This window comes from Micromonospora sp. D75, from assembly GCF_018070405.1.
Classification (GTDB): Bacteria; Actinomycetota; Actinomycetes; order Mycobacteriales; family Micromonosporaceae; genus Micromonospora; species Micromonospora chalcea.
On the sequence record NZ_JAGPXV010000002.1, the window covers coordinates 31,811 to 50,510 of the forward strand.

13 protein-coding genes and 1 pseudogene are annotated in these 18,700 nt (G+C 71.3%); 7 read left to right on the top strand and 7 right to left on the bottom strand.

Annotated features, from left to right (window positions below):
• Positions 1 to 43 precede the first annotated feature (43 nt).
• Positions 44 to 2,899, bottom strand: coding sequence for an aconitate hydratase (locus tag KBX39_RS00455; RefSeq protein WP_210868658.1), 2,856 nt, complete (start codon positions 2,897 to 2,899; stop codon positions 44 to 46).
• Between the two features lie 156 nt (positions 2,900 to 3,055).
• Here KBX39_RS00455 and KBX39_RS00460 point away from each other — a divergent pair, with 156 nt between their 5' ends.
• Both KBX39_RS00460 and KBX39_RS00465 read left to right on the top strand, forming a co-directional pair.
• Positions 3,056 to 3,412 carry a glyoxalase gene (locus KBX39_RS00460; RefSeq protein ID WP_069089107.1) on the top strand — a complete coding sequence of 119 codons (357 nt, stop codon included), beginning with the start codon at positions 3,056 to 3,058 and terminating at the stop codon, positions 3,410 to 3,412.
• A 24-nt stretch (positions 3,413 to 3,436) separates the two neighbouring features.
• Positions 3,437 to 4,090: a DedA family protein gene (locus KBX39_RS00465; RefSeq protein WP_043329697.1), complete on the top strand. Its 654-nt coding sequence runs from the start codon at positions 3,437 to 3,439 to the stop codon at positions 4,088 to 4,090.
• A gap of 392 nt (positions 4,091 to 4,482) precedes the next feature.
• On the opposite strand, the gene KBX39_RS00470 is transcribed toward KBX39_RS00465, so the two are convergent.
• Together KBX39_RS00470 and KBX39_RS00475 are read right to left on the bottom strand one after the other, a co-directional pair.
• Positions 4,483 to 5,319, bottom strand: coding sequence for a hypothetical protein (locus KBX39_RS00470; protein WP_247659739.1), 837 nt, complete (start codon positions 5,317 to 5,319; stop codon positions 4,483 to 4,485).
• 52 nt (positions 5,320 to 5,371) lie between these two features.
• Positions 5,372 to 5,563 (bottom strand): hypothetical protein, encoded by a 192-nt coding sequence (locus tag KBX39_RS00475; RefSeq protein ID WP_036343738.1) that lies wholly within the window; start codon positions 5,561 to 5,563, stop codon positions 5,372 to 5,374.
• Between KBX39_RS00475 and KBX39_RS00480 the strand changes: the two genes are divergently transcribed.
• Positions 5,562 to 6,269 carry a hypothetical protein gene (locus tag KBX39_RS00480; protein WP_064445335.1) on the top strand — a complete coding sequence of 236 codons (708 nt, stop codon included), beginning with the start codon at positions 5,562 to 5,564 and terminating at the stop codon, positions 6,267 to 6,269. The genes KBX39_RS00475 and KBX39_RS00480 overlap by 2 nt on opposite strands.
• A gap of 41 nt (positions 6,270 to 6,310) precedes the next feature.
• The gene (locus KBX39_RS00485; protein ID WP_064445336.1) at positions 6,311 to 6,700 is read left to right on the top strand and encodes a hypothetical protein; all 390 of its coding nucleotides are present in this window, start codon (positions 6,311 to 6,313) and stop codon (positions 6,698 to 6,700) included.
• A gap of 52 nt (positions 6,701 to 6,752) precedes the next feature.
• Here KBX39_RS00485 and KBX39_RS00490 read toward each other — a convergent pair whose 3' ends face one another.
• Positions 6,753 to 8,264, bottom strand: coding sequence for an APC family permease (locus KBX39_RS00490; RefSeq protein WP_043329703.1), 1,512 nt, complete (start codon positions 8,262 to 8,264; stop codon positions 6,753 to 6,755).
• A 200-nt stretch (positions 8,265 to 8,464) separates the two neighbouring features.
• Between KBX39_RS00490 and KBX39_RS00495 the strand changes: the two genes are divergently transcribed.
• Positions 8,465 to 9,118 carry a GPP34 family phosphoprotein gene (locus KBX39_RS00495; RefSeq protein ID WP_030503305.1) on the top strand — a complete coding sequence of 218 codons (654 nt, stop codon included), beginning with the start codon at positions 8,465 to 8,467 and terminating at the stop codon, positions 9,116 to 9,118.
• Between the two features lie 39 nt (positions 9,119 to 9,157).
• On the opposite strand, the gene KBX39_RS33955 is transcribed toward KBX39_RS00495, so the two are convergent.
• Positions 9,158 to 9,757, bottom strand: coding sequence for a GNAT family N-acetyltransferase (locus KBX39_RS33955; protein WP_210868662.1), 600 nt, complete (start codon positions 9,755 to 9,757; stop codon positions 9,158 to 9,160).
• 153 nt (positions 9,758 to 9,910) lie between these two features.
• Here KBX39_RS33955 and KBX39_RS00505 point away from each other — a divergent pair, with 153 nt between their 5' ends.
• Together KBX39_RS00505 and pulA are read left to right on the top strand one after the other, a co-directional pair.
• Positions 9,911 to 10,603, top strand: a complete 693-nt coding sequence (locus tag KBX39_RS00505) for a cellulose binding domain-containing protein (RefSeq protein ID WP_210868664.1) — start codon at positions 9,911 to 9,913, stop codon at positions 10,601 to 10,603.
• Positions 10,604 to 10,746: 143 nt separating this feature from the next.
• Complete coding sequence (gene pulA / locus KBX39_RS00510) at positions 10,747 to 16,245, top strand: pullulanase-type alpha-1,6-glucosidase (protein WP_210868666.1); 5,499 nt, start codon at positions 10,747 to 10,749, stop codon at positions 16,243 to 16,245.
• Positions 16,246 to 16,316: 71 nt separating this feature from the next.
• Here the strand turns inward: pulA and KBX39_RS00515 are convergent, their stop codons facing one another.
• Both KBX39_RS00515 and KBX39_RS00520 read right to left on the bottom strand, forming a co-directional pair.
• On the bottom strand, positions 16,317 to 18,167 hold the full coding sequence (locus KBX39_RS00515; RefSeq protein ID WP_043329711.1) for a hypothetical protein: 1,851 nt from the start codon (positions 18,165 to 18,167) through the stop codon (positions 16,317 to 16,319).
• 291 nt (positions 18,168 to 18,458) lie between these two features.
• Positions 18,459 to 18,700: pseudogene (locus KBX39_RS00520) on the bottom strand (hypothetical protein); the annotation flags it as partial.

Below are 18,700 nucleotides of genomic sequence, written 5' to 3' on the forward strand. Positions count from 1 at the left end.
TAACAGACGTCTGTTAAGAAGGGGCCCTTCCTTACATCCAAGGTCAGCTGGCGATCATGCGGCGCAGCACGTACTGCAGGATGCCGCCGTGCCGGTAGTAGTCCGCCTCACCCGGGGTGTCGATGCGGACCACGGCGTCGAACTCCACGCCGGTGTCGGTGGTGACCTTGACCGTACGCGGGGTGTCGCCGTCGTTCAGCGCGGTCACGCCGCTGATCGAGAACGTCTCCGTGCCGGTCAGGCCCAGCGACTCGGCGGTCTCCCCGCCCGGGAACTGCAGCGGCAGCACGCCCATGCCGATCAGGTTCGAGCGGTGGATCCGCTCGTACGACTCGGCGATGACCGCCTTCACGCCCAGCAGCATCGTGCCCTTGGCGGCCCAGTCACGCGACGAGCCGGAGCCGTACTCCTTGCCGGCCAGGATGACCAGCGGGACGCCCGCCTCCTGGTACGCCATCGAGGCGTCGTAGATCGAGGTCTGCTCACCGGTCAGGTGGTTGACGGTGAAGCCGCCCTCGACACCCGGGACGAGCTGGTTGCGCAGCCGGATGTTGGCGAACGTGCCCCGGATCATCACCTCGTGGTTGCCCCGGCGGGAGCCGTACGAGTTGAACTCGTGCCGGGCCACGCCGTGCTCGGCCAGGTACTTGCCGGCGGGGGAGTCCGCCTTGATCGAGCCGGCCGGGGAGATGTGGTCGGTGGTCACCGAGTCGCCCAGCTTCGCCAGCACGCGCGCGTCGGCGATGTCCTGCACCGGGGCCGGCTCCTGCTGCATGCCCTCGAAGTACGGGGGCTTGCGCACGTACGTCGACTCGCCGTCCCAGGAGAACGTGTCACCGGTCGGGGTCGGCAGCGACTGCCAGCGCTCGTCACCGGCGAACACGTCGGCGTACGCGGCGCTGAAGCCGGTCGCGCCGATCGCGGAGGCGATGACGTCTTGGATCTCGGCGCTGTTCGGCCAGATCTCCCGCAGGTACACCGGGTTGCCCTGGGCGTCCTCGCCGATCGGCTCGTTGGCCAGGTCGATGTCCATGGTGCCGGCGAGCGCGTACGCGACCACCAGCGGCGGGGACGCCAGGTAGTTCATCTTGACGTCCGGGTTGATCCGGCCCTCGAAGTTGCGGTTGCCGGACAGCACCGACACGACCGCGAGGTCGCCCTCGTTGACGGCGGCGGAGACCTCCTCCGGCAGCGGGCCGGAGTTGCCGATGCAGGTGGTGCAGCCGTAGCCGACCAGGTTGAAGCCGAGCTTCTCCAGGTACGGGGTGAGGCCGGCGCGGTCGTAGTAGTCCATGACGACCTTCGATCCCGGCGCGAGGGTGGTCTTCACCCACGGCTTGCGGGCCAGGCCCTTCTCCACCGCGTTGCGGGCCAGCAGCGCGGCGCCGATCATGACCTGCGGGTTTGAGGTGTTGGTGCAGGAGGTGATCGCGGCGATCACCACGGCGCCGTGGTCCAGCTCGTACTCGACGCCGTCGGCGCCGGTCACGCGTACCGGATTGCTGGCCCGGCCGCCCGCGCCCACCGCGGCGGTCTCCAGGTCGCGCGGCGCGTCCGCCGGGTCGTTCACGCCGTTGGCGGGGGAGTCGCTGGCCGGGAAGGACTCGGCGGACGCCTCGTCGGCCGGGCCGTCGGTGCCGAACGGCTTCTCCTGCTGCGGCACGCCCGGCTTGCGGCCCGGGTCGCCGCCGGTCTCGTCGGCGGCCACGTAGTCGCTGAGCGCGGCGCGGAACAGCGTCTTGGCGCTGCCCAGCGGCACCCGGTCCTGCGGGCGCTTCGGTCCGGCCAGCGACGGCTCGATGGTGCTCAGGTCCAGCTCGAGGCGCTCGGAGTACTCCGGCTCGCGCTCCGGGTCGTGCCAGAGGCCCTGCTCCTTGGCGTACGCCTCGACCAGCGCCACCTGCTGTGCGTCGCGGCCGGTCAGCTCCAGGTAGCGGACGGTCTCGGCGTCGATCGGGAAGATCGCCACGGTGGAGCCGTACTCCGGCGACATGTTGCCGATGGTGGCGCGGTTGGCCAGCGGCACGGCGCTCACGCCGGGGCCGTAGAACTCGACGAACTTGCCGACCACGCCGTGCTTGCGCAGCATCTCGGTGATGGTCAGCACCAGGTCGGTGGCGGTGGTGCCGGCCGGCATCTCGCCGGAGAGCTTGAAGCCGACGACGCGGGGGATCAGCATGCTGACCGGCTGGCCGAGCATCGCGGCCTCGGCCTCGATGCCGCCGACGCCCCAGCCCAGCACGCCCAGGCCGTTGACCATGGTGGTGTGCGAGTCGGTGCCGACGACCGTGTCCGGGTACGCCTGGCCGTTGCGCTCCATGATCGTACGAGCCAGGTACTCGATGTTGACCTGGTGCACGATGCCGGTGCCCGGCGGGACGACCTTGAACTCGTTGAACGCGGTCTGACCCCAGCGCAGGAACTGGTAGCGCTCCTTGTTGCGCTCGTACTCCAGCTCGACGTTGCGCTCGAAGGCGTCCTCGCGGCCGAACAGGTCGGCGATGACCGAGTGGTCGATGACCAGCTCGGCCGGAGCGAGGGGGTTGACCTTCGTGGCGTCGCCGCCGAGGTCGCGTACCGCCTCGCGCATGGTGGCCAGGTCGACCACGCAGGGCACGCCGGTGAAGTCCTGCATCAGCACCCGCGCCGGGGTGAACTGGATCTCCACGCTCGGGTCGGCGGTGGCGTCCCACGCGCCGAGCTGCTGGATGTGGTCGGCGGTGATGTTCGCGCCGTCCTCGGTCCGCAGCAGGTTCTCCAGCAGGATCTTCAAGCTGTAGGGCAGTCGCTCGTGGCCCTCCACCTTGTCGATCTTGAAAATCTCGTAGCTCGCGTCTCCGACGCGTAGCTGGGTCTTCGCACCGAAGGTGTCGAGGCTCGCCACGTCGTACTCCTTCACACCAGCGACCGTGAGTAGTCCTGAGCAGTTTGTCGCACCGACCGGAGCGCCGCCGTGCTTAGGCAACACTTACCTGCGTCGGTCTCTACAAAACCGTACGTCCGTCTTGCTATTCACGCAACCTCGTGCCACGCTGCGGGACGAGGAGGTGCCACCATGATCCATCACGTCCTGCTCGCCTGCCCCCGCGGCTCCGAGGATCTCTCCCGCTCCTTCTACGTCGGCCTGCTCGGCCTCACCGAGAAGCCCAAACCCCCGGCCCTCGCCGCCCGCGGTGGTTGCTGGTTCACCGGTTACGACGCCGAGCTGCACCTGGGCGTCGAGGACGACTTCCGTCCCGCCCGCAAGGCTCACCCGGCCCTGATGCGGCCCGACCTGGACGAGCTGGCCGCCCGCCTGGTCGCCGCCGGCCACGCCGTGACCTGGGGCGACGAGGAGATTCCCGGCATGCGGCGGTTCCACACGCACGACCCGCACGGCAACCGGCTGGAGTTCTTGGCCCCCGCCGGGTGACCGGGCGCGGGTAGGGTCGGCGGGGTGGTCGACGTACAGCACTGGCTCGCCGCCCTCCCACCGGGCCTGATCTGCCTGCTCGTGGGCGTGGTGATCGGCGTCGAGAGCATGGGCATCCCGCTGCCCGGCGAGATCGTGCTGGTCAGCGCCGCCCTGCTCGCCGCCACCGGCGCCGTCGGGCCCGAGTGGGTGGCCGCCGCCGCAGCCACCGGCGCGATCCTCGGCGACTCCGTCGGGTACGCCGTCGGCCGCCGCGGTGGCCGTCCCCTCTTGGAGCGGCTCGGTCGGCGCTTCCCGAAACACCTCGGCCCCGCGCACCTGGCCCGCGCCGAGTTGAGCTTCGCCCGGCACGGTGTCTGGGCGGTGTTCTTCGGGCGGTTCGTCGCGCTGCTGCGCATCCTCGCCGGGCCGCTCGCCGGAGCGCTGCGCGTGCCGTACCGCCGGTTCCTGATCGCCAACGCCGCGGGCGGGCTGGTCTGGGCGTTCGGCACCACCTACCTGTTGTTCTATCTGGGGCAGGCCGCCGAGCACTGGCTCAAGGACATCTCCTGGGCCGGGCTGGTGCTGGCCGTGCTGGCCGGCGTGGTGAGCACCGCGTGGCTGCGCCGCCGAGCCAAGCGCCTGCAGCCCCTGGACAGCCCCGACACCCCCGACCCGGTCCCCGCAGCCGACCGCTGACCCACCCCGCCCGCACTCCGGTCCCCGCCCTGGGCCATGGCCCCTGCTCCGGTCCCCGGCCCTGCTCCCGTCTCCGCCTCGCCTAGCTGCCTCCCCCGGGCGCCGCCGCCGAGGTGATCAAGGAGTTTGTGTACGGATTCGGCCCGCCAGAGGACCAAAACTCCTTGATCGTCCGGCGTGGGCGCTGGCTGGTGGGCTGTAGGCCGGGAAAGCGAGAACGGGCGGGGCGAGCGGGAACGGGTGCTCAAGCGCGGGTGCGGGATTCCGGTGCGCCGCCCGCCCCGTTGATCATGAGGTTGGCGGCAGTTTGTGTCTGTTTTGTCCCGGCCAACCTCATGATCAACGAGACGGGGTGAGGGCGTGGGGAGATCTGGTGGTGCGATGGCCGGTGGTCAGGGGGCGGTCAGCAGGTCGAGCAGGGTGTCGCGGGCGGTGCGTACGGCGGCCCGGGACTCCTCGGTGTGGTCCAGCGCGTCGAATCCGTGCTGACCGTTCGGCACGTCCACCACGTGCAGCGGGATGCCGCGCCGCCGGGCGACCACCGTGAACGCCTCGATGGTGGGTGCGACCTCGGGCCGTTCCCGGCCCGCCCTGGTCAGCACCAGCGTCGGCCGAGCCGGCTCGACCGGCCGCGCGGCGTCGATGCCCGTGTCGCCGGAGTCCACGCTGCCCGGCGTCGTGGTGTCGTCCGGCCGCGCCGGGGTGGCGGTGGCGTCGCAGGTGGGGGCGGGCAGGTCGAGCGCGTCGATCGGGCGGAAGCGCGGATCCACCGGGGGCCACCCGGGCAGCGGGGCCAGCAGCGGATAGGTCGCGGCCAGGCCGCGCAGCCAGCGGGGCGGGTCGCGGAGCCAGTCGCCGAGCAGCAGGCCGGCGCCGGAGAAGAACCAGAGGCCGAGCCGGTCGGCGTCGACGCGAGAATCGGCGCGGAGCAGTTCGGCGGCGGCGGCGACCCGCGCGGCGACGGCGTACAGGTCGTCGGGGCCGGCCACGGTGAGCTGGGGAATCGCGGCCAGCACGCCCCGCTCGGCGAGCAGCGCGCCGTAACCGCGGTAGAGCGGCCAGTCGCGCGCGTCCGGCGCGTCGGGCGGGCCCGGCACGCCGTGCACGATCACGACTGCGGGGTGCCGGCCGTCGCCGGTGGGGACGTGCAGGTCGACGTCGCCGTGCCGCTCCACCGCGGCGGGCCGGGGGTCGAGGACGAACGGGCTTTCCCAGAAACTGGTTCCCATCACGCCGATGCTAGGAGAACCCGCCCGGTCGCGCCGCCCCGTGACTGTCCGCTCAGGAGGACGACGACGCCTTCGCGTGCCGTTCGCGCAGCCGGTCCCGGATCTCCTCCGGGGTGTACGCGCGGCGCCGCCGTTCCGCGCGCGCCACGACCACTCCGGTCGCCGCGACGCCGGCGAGACCCGCGAGTCCGAGTACCTTCCACCACCGCATCCGTTGCCGCATCCGCTTAGGGTAGTCCTCCATGAGCATCAGCCTGGACGAGGCCGTGGAGCTGACCCGCACCGGCGATCTGTGGGTGTTCCGCGGACGCAGCGTGCCGGACCGCGCCATTCAGCTCACCACCAACAGCCCGGTCAACCATGTGGGCATGGCGGTGGTGCTCGACGACATGCCGCCGCTGATGTGGCACGCCGAGCTGGGCCGTTCGCTGCCGGACATGTGGACCGGCACGCACCAGCGTGGCGTGCAGCTGCACGACCTGCGCGACGCGGTCTGCGTCTGGGCCAACCGGTACGGCCAACGGGGCTGGCTGCGTCAGCTCGAACCGCCGGCCGACCCGGCGATGGAGGAGGCGGTGCTGCGTACCGTGGCCCGTCTCGACGGCACGCCGTTCCCGTCCACCGCGCAACTCGCCTGGCGGTGGGCCCGGGGCCGGGTGCCGCACCCGCGCCGCCTGAGCCTCGACGGCATCAAGGGCCGGATCGGCGGCCGGGGCCGGACCAGGAGCGGAGACGAAAGCACGGACGGCGGGCAGAGCAGCGACAACGCGTTGGAGACGGCGTACTGCGCCGAGGTGGTGGCGGTGACGTACGAGGCGATGGGTCTGCTGCCCGCCGGGCGGCGGCCCAACTGGTACGACCCGGGACGGTTCTGGAGCGGCGACGACCTGGCCCTCAGCGGCGGCGCGCGCCTCGGAGCCGAGATCGAGGTGCGGATCCCGCCGCGCTGAGGAAGGTTTGCCGCCGCGCCGGGCCGGTAATGAGGAGCGTCGTGACGGCTTCCACCGACCTCGACACGCTCACCGACTTCTTCGACCGGTACGGCGTGGCGCTGACCACCGCCGACGTGCCGGCCATCGCCGGCTGCTACGCCCTGCCCGGGCTGGTGGTCGCCGACACCTACAGCTTCTCGTTCACCTCGCCGGCGGCGGTGGCGCTCAGCTTCGTCGGCGCCGCCCCCGACTACCAGGAGCGGGAACTGGTGGCCGCGAACGCGCAGATCGAGGACGTGCAACAGGTCTCGGCGCTGCTCACCGAGGTGGCGGTGCGCTGGGAGTTCCTGGACAGCCAGGGCGGCGCGGTGCCCGGCGAGCGTTACCGCTACCTGCTGCGTACCACCGAGGACGGTCCGGTCATCTGCACTGTCATCCGTACCGCCTGATCGTGGTGGTGGGGGGGGCCGCCCCCCCGGCCCGCCGCCGCACCGACGGACGTCAGCGGTGGTGGGCGCCGGCCCAGCGGTCGGCCTCGGGGGCCGGGTGCAGGCCGGGCTCGTGCAGGCCCTCCTCGGTGACCTGGCCGATCCGGCGGTACGTCTCGGGCCGGCTGGTGCGCAGCACCGCGCCCCAGATCAGGCCGAGCACGCCCGCCGCCACCGGAATCGCCGGCAGCAGCCACTTCAGGTAGCTCGCGGTGTCGGGCGCGAGCAGCGCGTCGAAGTTGAACAGCAGCACCAGCAGCACGGCGGTGAGCAGGATCGTGCCGAGCCCCGGGGCGATCGCCCGCTGCCACGCGCTCTCCGGGCCGGGACGGCCCCGGAAGAAGCCCACGACGGAGGCCGAGGTGAGCGTCATCAGCAGCACGACGCCGACCGCCGCCGCGCCGGACAGCCAGGTGAACAGGTCGATGACCGGGTCACGGCCGGTCATCGCGAACGCCAGGAACACCACCACGGCGAGGATGCTCTGCACCAGCGAGCCCGCCACCGGGGCGCCGCTGCGGCTGGAGGTCGCGCCGAGGAAGCCCGGCAGGACCCGCTCGCGGCCCAGCGCGAACAGGTACCGCGCCACGCCGTTGTGGAACGACAGCAGGGCGGCGAGCACGCTGGTGATGAACAGGACGTTGGCGATGTCCGCGACGACCGCGCCGGTGTACTGGTCGAGCGCGCCGAAGATGACGCCGGGCCCCGCCTCGGCGCTGGCCGCCGGCGCGTTCTCCGGGCCGGTCAGCACGGTCAGCGCCCACGCGGAGAAGGCGTAGAACAGGCCGGTGAACGCGACGGCGATGTAGGTGGCCCGGGCCACCGTGCGCCGCGGGTCCTTGACCTCCTCGCTGTAGATGGCGCCGCTCTCGAAGCCGGTGAAGGAGGCGATGGTGAACGCGAGCACCGCGCCGAAGCCGGCGCCGAACAGGTGGCCGGGGCTGATGCCGGCGGTGGTGACGGCGCCGCCGGCAGGGTTCGCGAAGGCGACCAGGTCGAAGATCAGCACGGCGATGCACTCGAGGATGAGCAGCACCGCCAGCACGGTGGCGTTCAGGTCGATGCGCAGGACGCCGAGCGCGCCGATGAAGACCCAGGCCAGCAGCGCCCAGACCCACCAGTCGAGGCTGATGCCGGTCTTGGCGTCCATGAAGTCGCCGAGGATCGCGCCGAGCAGGCCGTAGAGACCGATCTGAATGGCGTTGTACGCGGCCAGCGCGACGGCCGAGCCGGCCACCCCGCCGGCTCGACCGAGGCCGTTGGCGATGTACGCGTAGAACGCGCCCGCGTTGGCGACGTACCGGCTCATCGCGGCGTAGCCGGTGGCGAAAACGGCGAGCACTGCCGCGAGCAGCACGTATCCGAGCGCGGCGCCGATGTTGCCGCTGACCGCGTACATGGTGGTGACGCCACCGCCGAGAACGGTCAGCGGGGCCGACGCGGCGACGGTGAAGAAGACGAGGTGAGCGGTGCCGAGACGACCGCGGCGCAGCCCACCGTCAGAGAAAAACGGATCGGAGGACAAGGCTTCTCCAGGGGAGGGGAGTGAGGGGGTTCAGCTGTCTACTTCGGAACAACCTGAAGCAGGGTATTGGTGATCACTGATCGTCACAACCCCGTCTCGATATCGATTTGGGGGGCTCCTGATCGACCGGAATTGAGCTGTGCGTGGTCATGCCGTACCGTCCCGTGTCGACGTTCACGGCCACCGTTCGAGGATGGACCATGACCTACCCCGGGGCGCAGGCCACCTACCGGCTTGCGGATGCGCTGTTCCTTATCGGACACGACGAGTTCACCGGCAAGCCGCATGTCGCCGTCGACCGGCTTGAGTGCGGGCTGGCCGGCGCCGCGCTCGCCGAATTGATGTTCGAGGGCCGGATCGCCCTCGACGGCGGCGGAATCGCCGCTGTCGATCCGCGACTGTGGCAGGAGCCGCTCACCGATCTGCTCATTACCGAGATTCTGCGTCGGGAGGGCGCGCACCCGGCCCGGCTGTGGATCCGTTATCTGCGGACCCAGCTCAACATCAACGAGCGTGTCGGCACCCGGCTGGTCACCGCCGGCGTGCTCCGCCGGGAGCAGGGCAAGCTGATCGGCCGGACGGTGCGCTGGCCGGCCAACGACCCGAACCAGGCGGCCTCGCCGCGGGTACGGCTGACCGCCATGCTGATGCACTCGTCCCCGGCCGAACTGGACCCGGGCACGCTGCTGCTGGCCAGCCTCGCCGAGGCGGTCGGGCTGGCCGCGAACATCTTCGACCCGCAGGTCGGCGTCCGGATGCGGGACTGCCGGCGGTTCCTGCCGGGGCAGCTCGACGGACTGCTCGCCGCCGTCGTGGGCGCGCTCGACGTCAGCACCACGACGGTACGGCGATGACGTCCCGCCCCGGGTGAGGCCGGGGCGGGACGATCCCGGTCAGGCCGGGTCGCGCCACATCGGGTAGAGGCTGGGCCCGTCCGGCAGGTCGAGCGTGACCGGGCGGCGCCGGAACCCGAGGCGCTCGTAGAGCGCGGCGTTGCGCGGCGAGCTGGCTTCCAGGTACGCGGCGGAGCCGGCCTGATCCAGCTCGGCCAGCTTGTTACGCAGCAGCGCCGACCCGACGCCCTTGCCGTGATGGTCCGGGTGTACCGCGATGAAGGGCAGGTACCAGTGCGGCTCGCTCGGGTGCCGGGCGCCCATCATCTCGTCGAGCATGCCGAACCGCTTCATGGCGTCGGCGCCGATCGCGGCCTCCATCTCGGCGAACTCGTCGCCCTCCTCGGCCTCGTGGCCGTCGCCGGTGGGCAGCCAGAGCGTGGCGCCCAGGCCGTCGCCCGCGAGGTGGACCTCGCCGGTGCGCAGCGCCAGCGCGACGAACGGCCCGAAGAAGGCGGGATGGACCCGCGCGCGGTGGTCGTCGGCCGGGAAGACCCAGCCGCTCACCGGATCCTGCATGAACGCCTCGGCGAGAATCGCGGTCACGACGGCGGCGTCCGCCGTGGACGCCCGCCGGATGTTGCCCTGCCACTCAGTCACTGGCCATCCGTCCTACCGGCTCGACGAGCCATTGTGGTCATTGATCGGCGTGCAAGGTATCAGGAGTCCGCGCCGTGCGGCAGGCCCGATTCCGGCCGCTCGCCGCGGCCCGGTCCCGGTGGCTACGCTGGCCCGGACCCCGACAGGAGGACCATGTCCCACACGCGTCGCTCCGGCCCGCAGCCCGGGGCCGCCATGACCTCGTCCCCCTGGATCCTCGTCGCCGCCGGCGTGGTCGTGATGGTGGTCCTGTTGGCGGTGGCGCTCGGTTCGGTGCGGGGACGGAGCACGTTCCCGGCGGCCGATCCGCCCGATCCGCTGATGCCGCTGCCGCACGTGCCGCCGACCCCCACGGCGGTCAGCGCCAGCGGTCCGTCGCCGGTCTCCGCCACCGCTCCGGTGTTGCCGGGCCTGTCGCCCCGCTCCACGGAGCTGCCCGCCCGGCCGACGCCGGCCGCGTCGACGCCCAGCCCCCGGGGCGTCGTCCGGCCGGTGCCGCCCCCGTCGTCTCCGCCGCCGGTGGCGCCGCCGTCCGCGGTGACCGGCAGGTACAGCGTGCAGAGCGCCTTCGACGGCGGCTTCATCGGCGAGGTGCTGCTCGTCAACACCGCGCGTTCGCACCGGGGCTGGACGGTGCGCGCGGTCTTCCCCGGCGGAAGGCTGGTCACCGCCTGGGTCGAGGGCGCCGAGCAGGGCGTGTTCCGTTTCGACGACGGCGTCTTCACCTACCGCAGCGGATTCGACCTGGCCCCCGGGCAGTCCCTGGCGGTGCGGTTCCACATCGAGCGGGCGGGCACCCGGCCGGCGAGCTGCACCGTCGACGGCACGCCCTGCGTCGCCCGGTAGAACCCGCGCCCCGGGATCGGGGCGACACGCGTGCACTCTCTTGCAAGGTAACTGCTTTGTTGCAGCATGGTTTGCAAGGTATTGCAGAATGTTTCGGCAAGGGCTAGCGTGCGGGCGAATCAGCGACCAGAGAAAGGCCGTCGATGAAACCGCCGCCGATATCCCCCAAGGCGCTGCTCGCCCTGGTCACCTCCCTCGTGCTCGCCGTCGTCGGCGTTCCGGTGGCCCTCCATCAGCTCGGCGACGACGCTCCCGAGCGCGCCGCCACCCCCGACGTCCTCGCCGCCGGCAACGCTCCCCAGTGGAACCACGAGCCCTCGCCCGACGCGCTGCTCGCGGCGAGCCGCAACACCGCCAAGGCCGAGCAGTTCTACTTCGTCCTGCCGGACCGCTTCGCCAACGGCGACAAGCGCAACGACAACGGCGGCCTCACCGGCGGCCGGCTCACCACCGGCCACGACCCGACCGACAAGGGCTTCTACCACGGCGGCGACCTCAAGGGCCTGATCGACCGGATCGACTACATCCAAGGGCTCGGCACCACCGCCATCTGGCTCGCCCCGATCTTCAAGAACCGGCCCGTGCAGGGCACCGGCGCCGACGTCTCGGCCGGCTACCACGGCTACTGGATCACCGACTTCACCCAGGTCGACCCGCACTTCGGCACGAACGCGGAGCTGAAGAAGCTGGTCGACCTCGCCCACCGGCGGGGCATCAAGGTCTACCTCGACATCATCGTGAACCACACCGCCGACGTCATCCGGTACGCCGAGGACAAGTACAGCTACGTGGACAAGAAGACCGCCCCCTACCGCGACGCGCAGGGACGACCCTTCGAGGACCGGAACTACGCCGACGGCACCCGGAAGTTCCCCGCCGTCAACGAGAAGTCGTTCCCGTACACCCCGGTGTTCGCCACCCCCGCCGACGCGAAGGTCAAGGTACCGGCGTGGCTGAACGACCCGACCATGTACCACAACCGCGGTGACTCCACCTTCGCCGGGGAGAACAGCGAGTACGGCGACTTCTCCCGCCTGGACGACCTGTGGACCGAGCGGCCCGAAGTGGTGCGCGGCATGACCGACATCTACGCCGAGTGGATCGGCAAGGCCGGCGTGGACGGGTTCCGCCTCGACACCGTCAAGCACTCGAACCTCGAGTTCTGGCCGCAGTTCGCCCGCGGTATCGACGCCGCCGCGGCGAAGGCCGGCAAGAAGGACTTCTTCATGTTCGGCGAGGTCTACAGCGCCGAACAGGAGATCCAGTCCACCTACGTGCGGCGCGGCGGCCTCCCCGCCACGCTCGACTTCTCCTTCCAGGAGGCGGCACGTGGCTACGCCGCCGCCGACGGCTCGGCCAAGGCCCTCGCCGACGTGTACGCCAAGGACGACCTCTACACCGCGCGGGACACGAACGCCAACCGGCTCACCACGTTCCTCGGCAACCACGACATGGGCCGGATCGGCTCGTTCGTCGCCGCCGGCGGCGGGGACGACGCCGCCCAGCTGACGCGCAGCCGGCTCGCCCACCAGCTCATGTTCCTCACCCGTGGCCAGCCGGTCGTCTACTCCGGCGACGAGCAGGGCTTCACCGGCCCGGGCGGGGACAAGGACGCCCGGCAGGACATGTTCGCCTCCCGGACCGCCGACTACCTCGACGACGACCTGATCGGCACCACCCGCACCCACGCCGTCGACCAGTACGACACCCGCCACCCGCTCTACCGGACCATCGCCGAGCTGGGCGGCCTGCGGGCCGCGCACCCGGCGCTGCGCGACGGCGTCCAGGTCACCCGGCACGCCGCCGACGGTCCCGGCGTCTTCGCGTTCTCCCGCGTCCTGCCCGCCGACCGGATCGAGTACGTGGCGGCGGTGAACAACGCCGCCACCCCGCAGACTGTCACGGTGGACACCTGGTCGGCCGGCGCCCGCTTCACCGGCGTGTACGGCGGCGCCGCAGACGTGACGGCCGCCGCCGACGGCAAGCTGCGCCTCACCGTGCCGGCGATGTCGGCGGTGGTGCTCAAGGCCGACCGGGCGATCCCGCACCCCGGGGCCGCTCCGAAGATCACGATCACCGAGCCGGGTGACGAGCCCGCCCCCGGCAAGGCCACCGTCACCGCCCAGGTCACCGGCGACCCGCTCGCCACCGTCACGTTCGCCGCCCGCGTCGACGGCGGGAAGTGGACGCTGCTGGGCAGCGCGCACCGCGCCCCGTACACCGTGCACCACGACCTCACCGGCCTGCCCGGCGGCACCACTGTCGAGTACAAGGCAGTGGTCCGCGACGGCAAGGGCCGCACCGCCACCGCCCGCGCCACCGGCACCGTCGGCACCCCGGACCGGGGCGAGTCGCGGGACTGGGCGATCGTGCACTACAAGCGACCGGCCGGCGGGTACGACGACTGGCGGCTCTACGCCTGGGGTGACATCGACCCGGCGTACGTCACCGAGTGGCCCGCCGGGCAGCCGTTCGCCGGCGAGGACTCGTACGGCCGGTTCGCCTGGGTGAAGCTCAAGCCGGGCGCGAAGTCGGTCGGCTTCGTCGTGGTCGACTCCGGCGGCAACAAGGACGTCGCGGCCGACCGCTTCATCGACGTGACCCGGACCGGGGAGGTCTGGGTCAAGCAGGGCGACGCCGAGGTGTACCCGACGCGGCAGGCCGCCACCGGCGAGCCCGACCCGCCGGTGGCGCCGGACACGGCGCTGATCCACTGGCGCAAGGCCGACGGCAACTACGACGGCTGGGGCCTGCACCTGTGGGACGGCGCCGCCAGCCCGACCGACTGGGCCACGCCGCTCAAGCCGGAGAAGATCGACGCCTACGGCGCGGTGTTCCGCGTGCCGCTGAGCGCCGGCGCGACCGGGCTGAGCTACATCGTGCACTCCGGCGACCAGAAGGACCACCCCGAGGACCAGCGGCTCGACTTCGCCACCGCCGGGCGCGAGGTGTGGCTGCTCGCCGGCGTCAAGGGCCGGCTGCTGCCGACCACCACGTCCGGCGCCGCGACCGACATCGACATCACCAGGCAGAAGGCGAACTGGATCGACAGGTCCACAGTCGCCTGGGCCACCGGCCCGACCGACGGCAGGCGGTACGCGCTCGCGGTCGCCCCGGCCGGTGGGATCGGCGTCGCCGACGGCGAGCTGACCGGCACGTACACCGAGTTGCCGCTGCGGGCGCAGCGCAACGGGCTGACCGAGGCGCAACGACAGGCGTACCCCCATCTCTGGGACCGTCGCGCCTTCACGCTCGCGCGCGGCGACCTGGCCAAGGTGCCGGCGGCGCTGCGCGGGCAGCTCGTGGTGACCGAGCGGGACGCCGAGGGCGCCCTGCTCGCCGCCACCGGCGTGCAGATCCCCGGCGTGCTCGACGACGTCTACGCGGCCGCGACCGGCGCGAAACTCGGCCCGACGTTCGCCGGGCGGGTACCCACGCTGGCCGTGTGGGCGCCCACCGCGCAGAAGGTGGCGCTGGAGCTGTTCGACTCGCCCACGGCCGAGCCGACCACTGTGGCGATGCGACGCGACGACCGCACCGGTGTCTGGTCGGTGCGCGGGACGAAGGCGTGGACCGGCCGCTACTACCGCTACCAGGTGCAGGCGTGGCAGCCGGCGACACAGAAGGTGGTCACCGCGTCGGTGACCGACCCGTACTCGGTGGCGCTCGCGCCGAACTCCACGCACAGCCAGATCGTCGACCTGACCGACCCGGCGCTCGCGCCGGCCGGCTGGGCGAACCTGCGCAAGCCGGCCGCCCCGCCGGCGTCGAAGGCCCAGATCACCGAGCTGTCGGTGCGGGACTTCTCCATCGCCGACAACACGGTTCCGGCCGAGCGGCGCGGCACCTACCTGGCGTTCACCGACCCGCAGACGGCGGGCATGAAGCACCTGCGGGCGCTCGGCGACGCCGGGGTCAACTACCTGCACCTGCTGCCCGCGTTCGACTTCGCCACCATCCCGGAGAAGCGGGCCGACCAGGCCCAGCCGGCCTGCGACCTGGCCGCGCTGCCGCCGGACTCCGACCAGCAGCAGAAGTGCGTCGCGGCGGTCGCCGACACCGACGGCTACAACTGGGGGTACGACCCGCTGCACTACACGGTGCCGGAGGGCGGGTACGCCACCGACCCGAACGGCGCCAAGCGCACCACCGAGTTCCGGCAGATGGTCGCCGGGGTGAACAAGGCCGGCCTGCGGGTGGTCATGGACGTGGTCTACAACCACACCTCGGCCGCCGGCGCCGACCCGAAGTCGGTGCTCGACCAGGTGGTGCCGGGCTACTACCACCGGCTCCTCGACGACGGGTCGGTGGCCAACTCGACCTGCTGCGCCAACACCGCCCCGGAGCACGCCATGATGGGCAAGCTCGTGGTGGAGTCGATCGTCACCTGGGCCAAGGCGTACAAGGTCGACGGCTTCCGGTTCGACCTGATGGGCCACCACCCGAAGGCGAACATCCTGGCCGTACGGGCCGCGCTGGACAAGCTCACGCTCGCCCGCGACGGCGTCGACGGCCGGAAGATCCTGCTCTACGGCGAGGGCTGGAACTTCGGCGAGGTCGCCGACGACGCCCGGTTCACCCAGGCCACCCAGATCAACATGGCCGGCACCGGCATCGGCACGTTCAACGACCGGCTCCGCGACGCGGTGCGCGGCGGCGGCCCGTTCGACGCGAACCCGCGCGCGCAGGGCTTCGCCTCCGGCCTCTACACCGACCCGAACGGCGACGAGGTCAACGGCACGGCGGCCGAGCAGCGGGCCCGGCTGCTGCACCAGCACGACCTGATCAAGGTGGGCCTGACCGGTAACCTGCGCGACTACCGGTTCACCGACTCCTCCGGGAAGCGGGTCACCGGCGCGCAGGTCGACTACAAGGGCGCGCCGGCCGGATACACGGCCGCGCCGGGCGAGTCGGTCACCTACGTCGACGCGCACGACAACGAGATCCTGTACGACGCGCTGGCGTACAAGCTGCCGCAGGGGACCTCGGCGCAGGACCGGGCCCGGATGCAGGTGCTCGCGCTGGCGACCACAGCGCTCGGGCAGGGCGCCGGGTTCGTCACCACCGGCTCGGAGCGGCTGCGCTCGAAGTCGCTGGACCGCAACTCGTACAACTCGGGGGACTGGTTCAACCAGATCCGCTGGGACTGCGCCCAGGGCAACGGGTTCGGCGCGGGCCTGCCGCCGGAGGCCGACAACCGCGACAAGTGGTCGTACGCGAAGCCGCTGCTGGCCGACCCGTTGCTGGTGCCGGACTGCGCGGCGGTCGAACTGGCCGACGCCCGGTACGCGGAGCTGCTGCGGGTCCGCCGATCCTCGCCGGTGTTCGGGCTCAGCAGCGCCGAGCAGGTGCAGAAGCGGGTGGCGTTCCCGCTGTCCGGACCGAAGGAGACGCCGGGCGTGCTCACCATGACCCTCGACGCGCGCGGGCTGGACGGGACGTGGAAGTCGGTGACCGTCGTCTTCAACGCCACGCCGGAGACGGCGAAGCAGACGGTCACCGGGCTGCGCGGGGCGAACGTGGCGCTGCATCCGGTGCTGCGGAACTCGGCCGACGCGGCGCTGCGTACCGCCTCGTTCGACCGGGCCGCCGGCACGTTCACCGTGCCCGCGCGCAGCGTGGCGGTGTTCGTCCAGAGCTGACCGGCACGGCCGATCGGCCCCCTGCCACGTCACGTGGCAGGGGGCCGGTCGCGTACCCCTGGACCGTCAGGTCAGTTGAAGCAGTCCTCGACGGTGTTGGCGCAGTTGGTGGGGTCGTTGTTGCTGATGAGGGACTTGTCGTCGAGCTTGACGCGTCCTTCGTTGTTGAGGACGCCGCCGGCGACGCGGTGGAGCTTGCTGGAGTCGGTGGCGGTGTTCTTGGTGACGTGGGTCTTGGTGAGGGTGATCTTGGCCTTGTTGTTGAAGATGCCGCCGCCGTTGAGGGCGGTGTTGGCCTTGATCTCGGTGTCGCGGATGGTGAGGGTGGCGTTGTCGTCCTTGTCGTGCTCGCGGGTGAGGAAGCCGTCCTCGATCTTGATGAGCCACTCACCGTTGTAGATGCCGCCGCCGAAGCGGTTGGCGGTGTTGTCGACGATCTTGCTGTCGGCGATCGTGGCGCTGGCGTGCTCCTTGTCGTTCGGGTAGCCCCAGTGCTTGCCGCCGGTGACCACCACGCCGCCGCCGTTGCCGTCGGCGTGGTTCTTGGCCACGTGCACCTTGTCCAGGTCCAGGTCCGTGTTCTCGGCGTAGACGCCGCCACCGTTCTCGCAGGCGGTGTTGCCCGTGATCGCGGTGAAGGAGACCGTGACGGTGCCGCCGCTGCTGAACAGACCGCCGCCGTTCTTGCCGGCGCGGTTGTCCGACAGGCTGGACTTGATGCCGTCCTTGCCGTGGTCGGAACCGAAGATCTCGACGATCCCGGCCTCGTGGTGCTTCTCCTTCTTGTCGTAGCCCTTCGGCGCGGCCGAGGCCGCCGGGCCGTGCTCGCCGGAGAAGCCGCCGCCGTTGGCGATGCCGCCGCCGTTGCCGCCGGCGGTGTTGTCGTCGACGTGGGTTTCCTCGACCTTGAGGATGCCCTCGTTGAAGATGCCGCCGCCGTCGCCCTGGGCGTGGTTGTTGACGACCTTGCTCTCCTTGAGCCAGGTGCGGCCGTAGTTGGCGACGGCGCCGCCGTCGCCCTCGGCGTTGTTGTCGACGAGCTTCACATTGTCCAGGTAGGCGCTGCCGCCGCGCTCGACCAGCAGCGCGCCGCCGTCACCCTCGACCCGCTTGTCGTCGTCCTTGCCGCCGTTCATGCCGTCGGCGACGGGCGTGACAGCGGCGGCCGTGGTCGCCGCGGCCGGAGCCGCGACAGCCGGAGCGGCCGGGGCCGCCACCGCCGGGGCGGCCGCCGGAGCAGCGGCCGGCGGCTGGCCGCCGCCACCCGGGTACTTGAACTCGTTGGCGTTGCCGCCCTTGATTGTGAGGTCCTTGAGGGTGAGGTCGCCGCCGTCGCGGACGCGGAAGATGCGGAAGGTGTCTTCGGCGTCGCGCTTGATGGTGGAGCCGTTGCCCTTGATGGTGACGTCCTGCTTGATCTCGGGCAGGGCGGAGCCGAACTTGCGGTCCTTGACGCCGAGTTCGTAGGTGCAGTTCTCGGCGAGCTTGAGGGTGCCGCCGTGGTCGCGGTTGGCGAGTTCGAGGGCGTCGATCAGGGCGTCGTCGTCGCAGGCGACCTCGCGGGTCTTGCCGTGGTCGTCCTTGCCGTCCTTGCCCCAGTCGCCCTTGTCCGGGCCCCACTCGCCGCGGTCACGGCCTTCCTGGCCACGGTCCTTGCCGTCCTTGCCGTCCTTGTCGTACCCGTCCCGGCCGTACTCGCCCTTGTCGCCGTGGTCGTCGTCGCTGAGCTGCTGCGTGGTCGACCACTTGACGTCGGCGAGCCGGTGCGGGCCGGTGGCCCCGGTGGTCGCGTAGGCCACGCCGGCGAGGCTGACCGCTCCGGTCAGGCCCACGACGCCCGTGGCGAGCCACATCCGGCGACGCCGGAGCGGGGAGATGGTCTTGCTGGTGGCGTCATTGTTATTGCGAAGGTAGTTGGACATCGGAGCTCTCTGCCCTCTCCTTGTACCTGACAAGGTCGCTTCGCCCTGGCGAGGCGGCCTTCGCTACAAATCGGTTGTAGCTGCTGAGAACGACCGTATGAGAACCTTCTTCGCCTCGTAGTCATATACGAAAAAAACCCGCATAAGGGTGCGGGTGGGATGGGCGGGCGCAGTGCGGTCCGGACGCCCCGGTGGGGGACACCACGGCCAGCCGGGCCGCTCCGAGGTCGGGTGCCCTCCTCCCGCCGTCGCGGCGGAAGGAGGGCACCCCGGGTTATGTGGTGGAGCGAATCAGTTGAAGCAGTCCTCGACGGTGTTGGCGCAGTTGGTGGGGTCGTTGTTGCTGATGAGGGACTTGTCGTCGAGCTTGACGCGTCCTTCGTTGTTGAGGACGCCGCCGGCGACCCGGTGGAGCTTGCTGGAGTCGGTGGCGGTGTTCTTGGTGACGTGGGTCTTGGTGAGGGTGATCTTGGCCTTGTTGTTGAAGATGCCGCCGCCGTTGAGGGCGGTGTTGGCCTTGATCTCGGTGTCGC

What these genes read in the sequence shown, in the direction of transcription:
- KBX39_RS00460 (WP_069089107.1), top strand. Translation starts at nt 3,056, where the DNA reads ATGATCCATCACGTCCTGCTCGCCTGCCCCCGCGGCTCCGAGGATCTC.
- KBX39_RS00470 (WP_247659739.1), bottom strand. Translation starts at nt 5,319, where the DNA reads ATGGGAACCAGTTTCTGGGAAAGCCCGTTCGTCCTCGACCCCCGGCCC.
- KBX39_RS00480 (WP_064445335.1), top strand. Translation starts at nt 5,562, where the DNA reads ATGAGCATCAGCCTGGACGAGGCCGTGGAGCTGACCCGCACCGGCGAT.
- KBX39_RS00475 (WP_036343738.1), bottom strand. Translation starts at nt 5,563, where the DNA reads ATGGAGGACTACCCTAAGCGGATGCGGCAACGGATGCGGTGGTGGAAG.
- KBX39_RS00495 (WP_030503305.1), top strand. Translation starts at nt 8,465, where the DNA reads ATGACCTACCCCGGGGCGCAGGCCACCTACCGGCTTGCGGATGCGCTG.
- KBX39_RS00505 (WP_210868664.1), top strand. Translation starts at nt 9,911, where the DNA reads ATGTCCCACACGCGTCGCTCCGGCCCGCAGCCCGGGGCCGCCATGACC.
- pulA (WP_210868666.1), top strand. Translation starts at nt 10,747, where the DNA reads ATGAAACCGCCGCCGATATCCCCCAAGGCGCTGCTCGCCCTGGTCACC.
- KBX39_RS00515 (WP_043329711.1), bottom strand. Translation starts at nt 18,167, where the DNA reads ATGTCCAACTACCTTCGCAATAACAATGACGCCACCAGCAAGACCATC.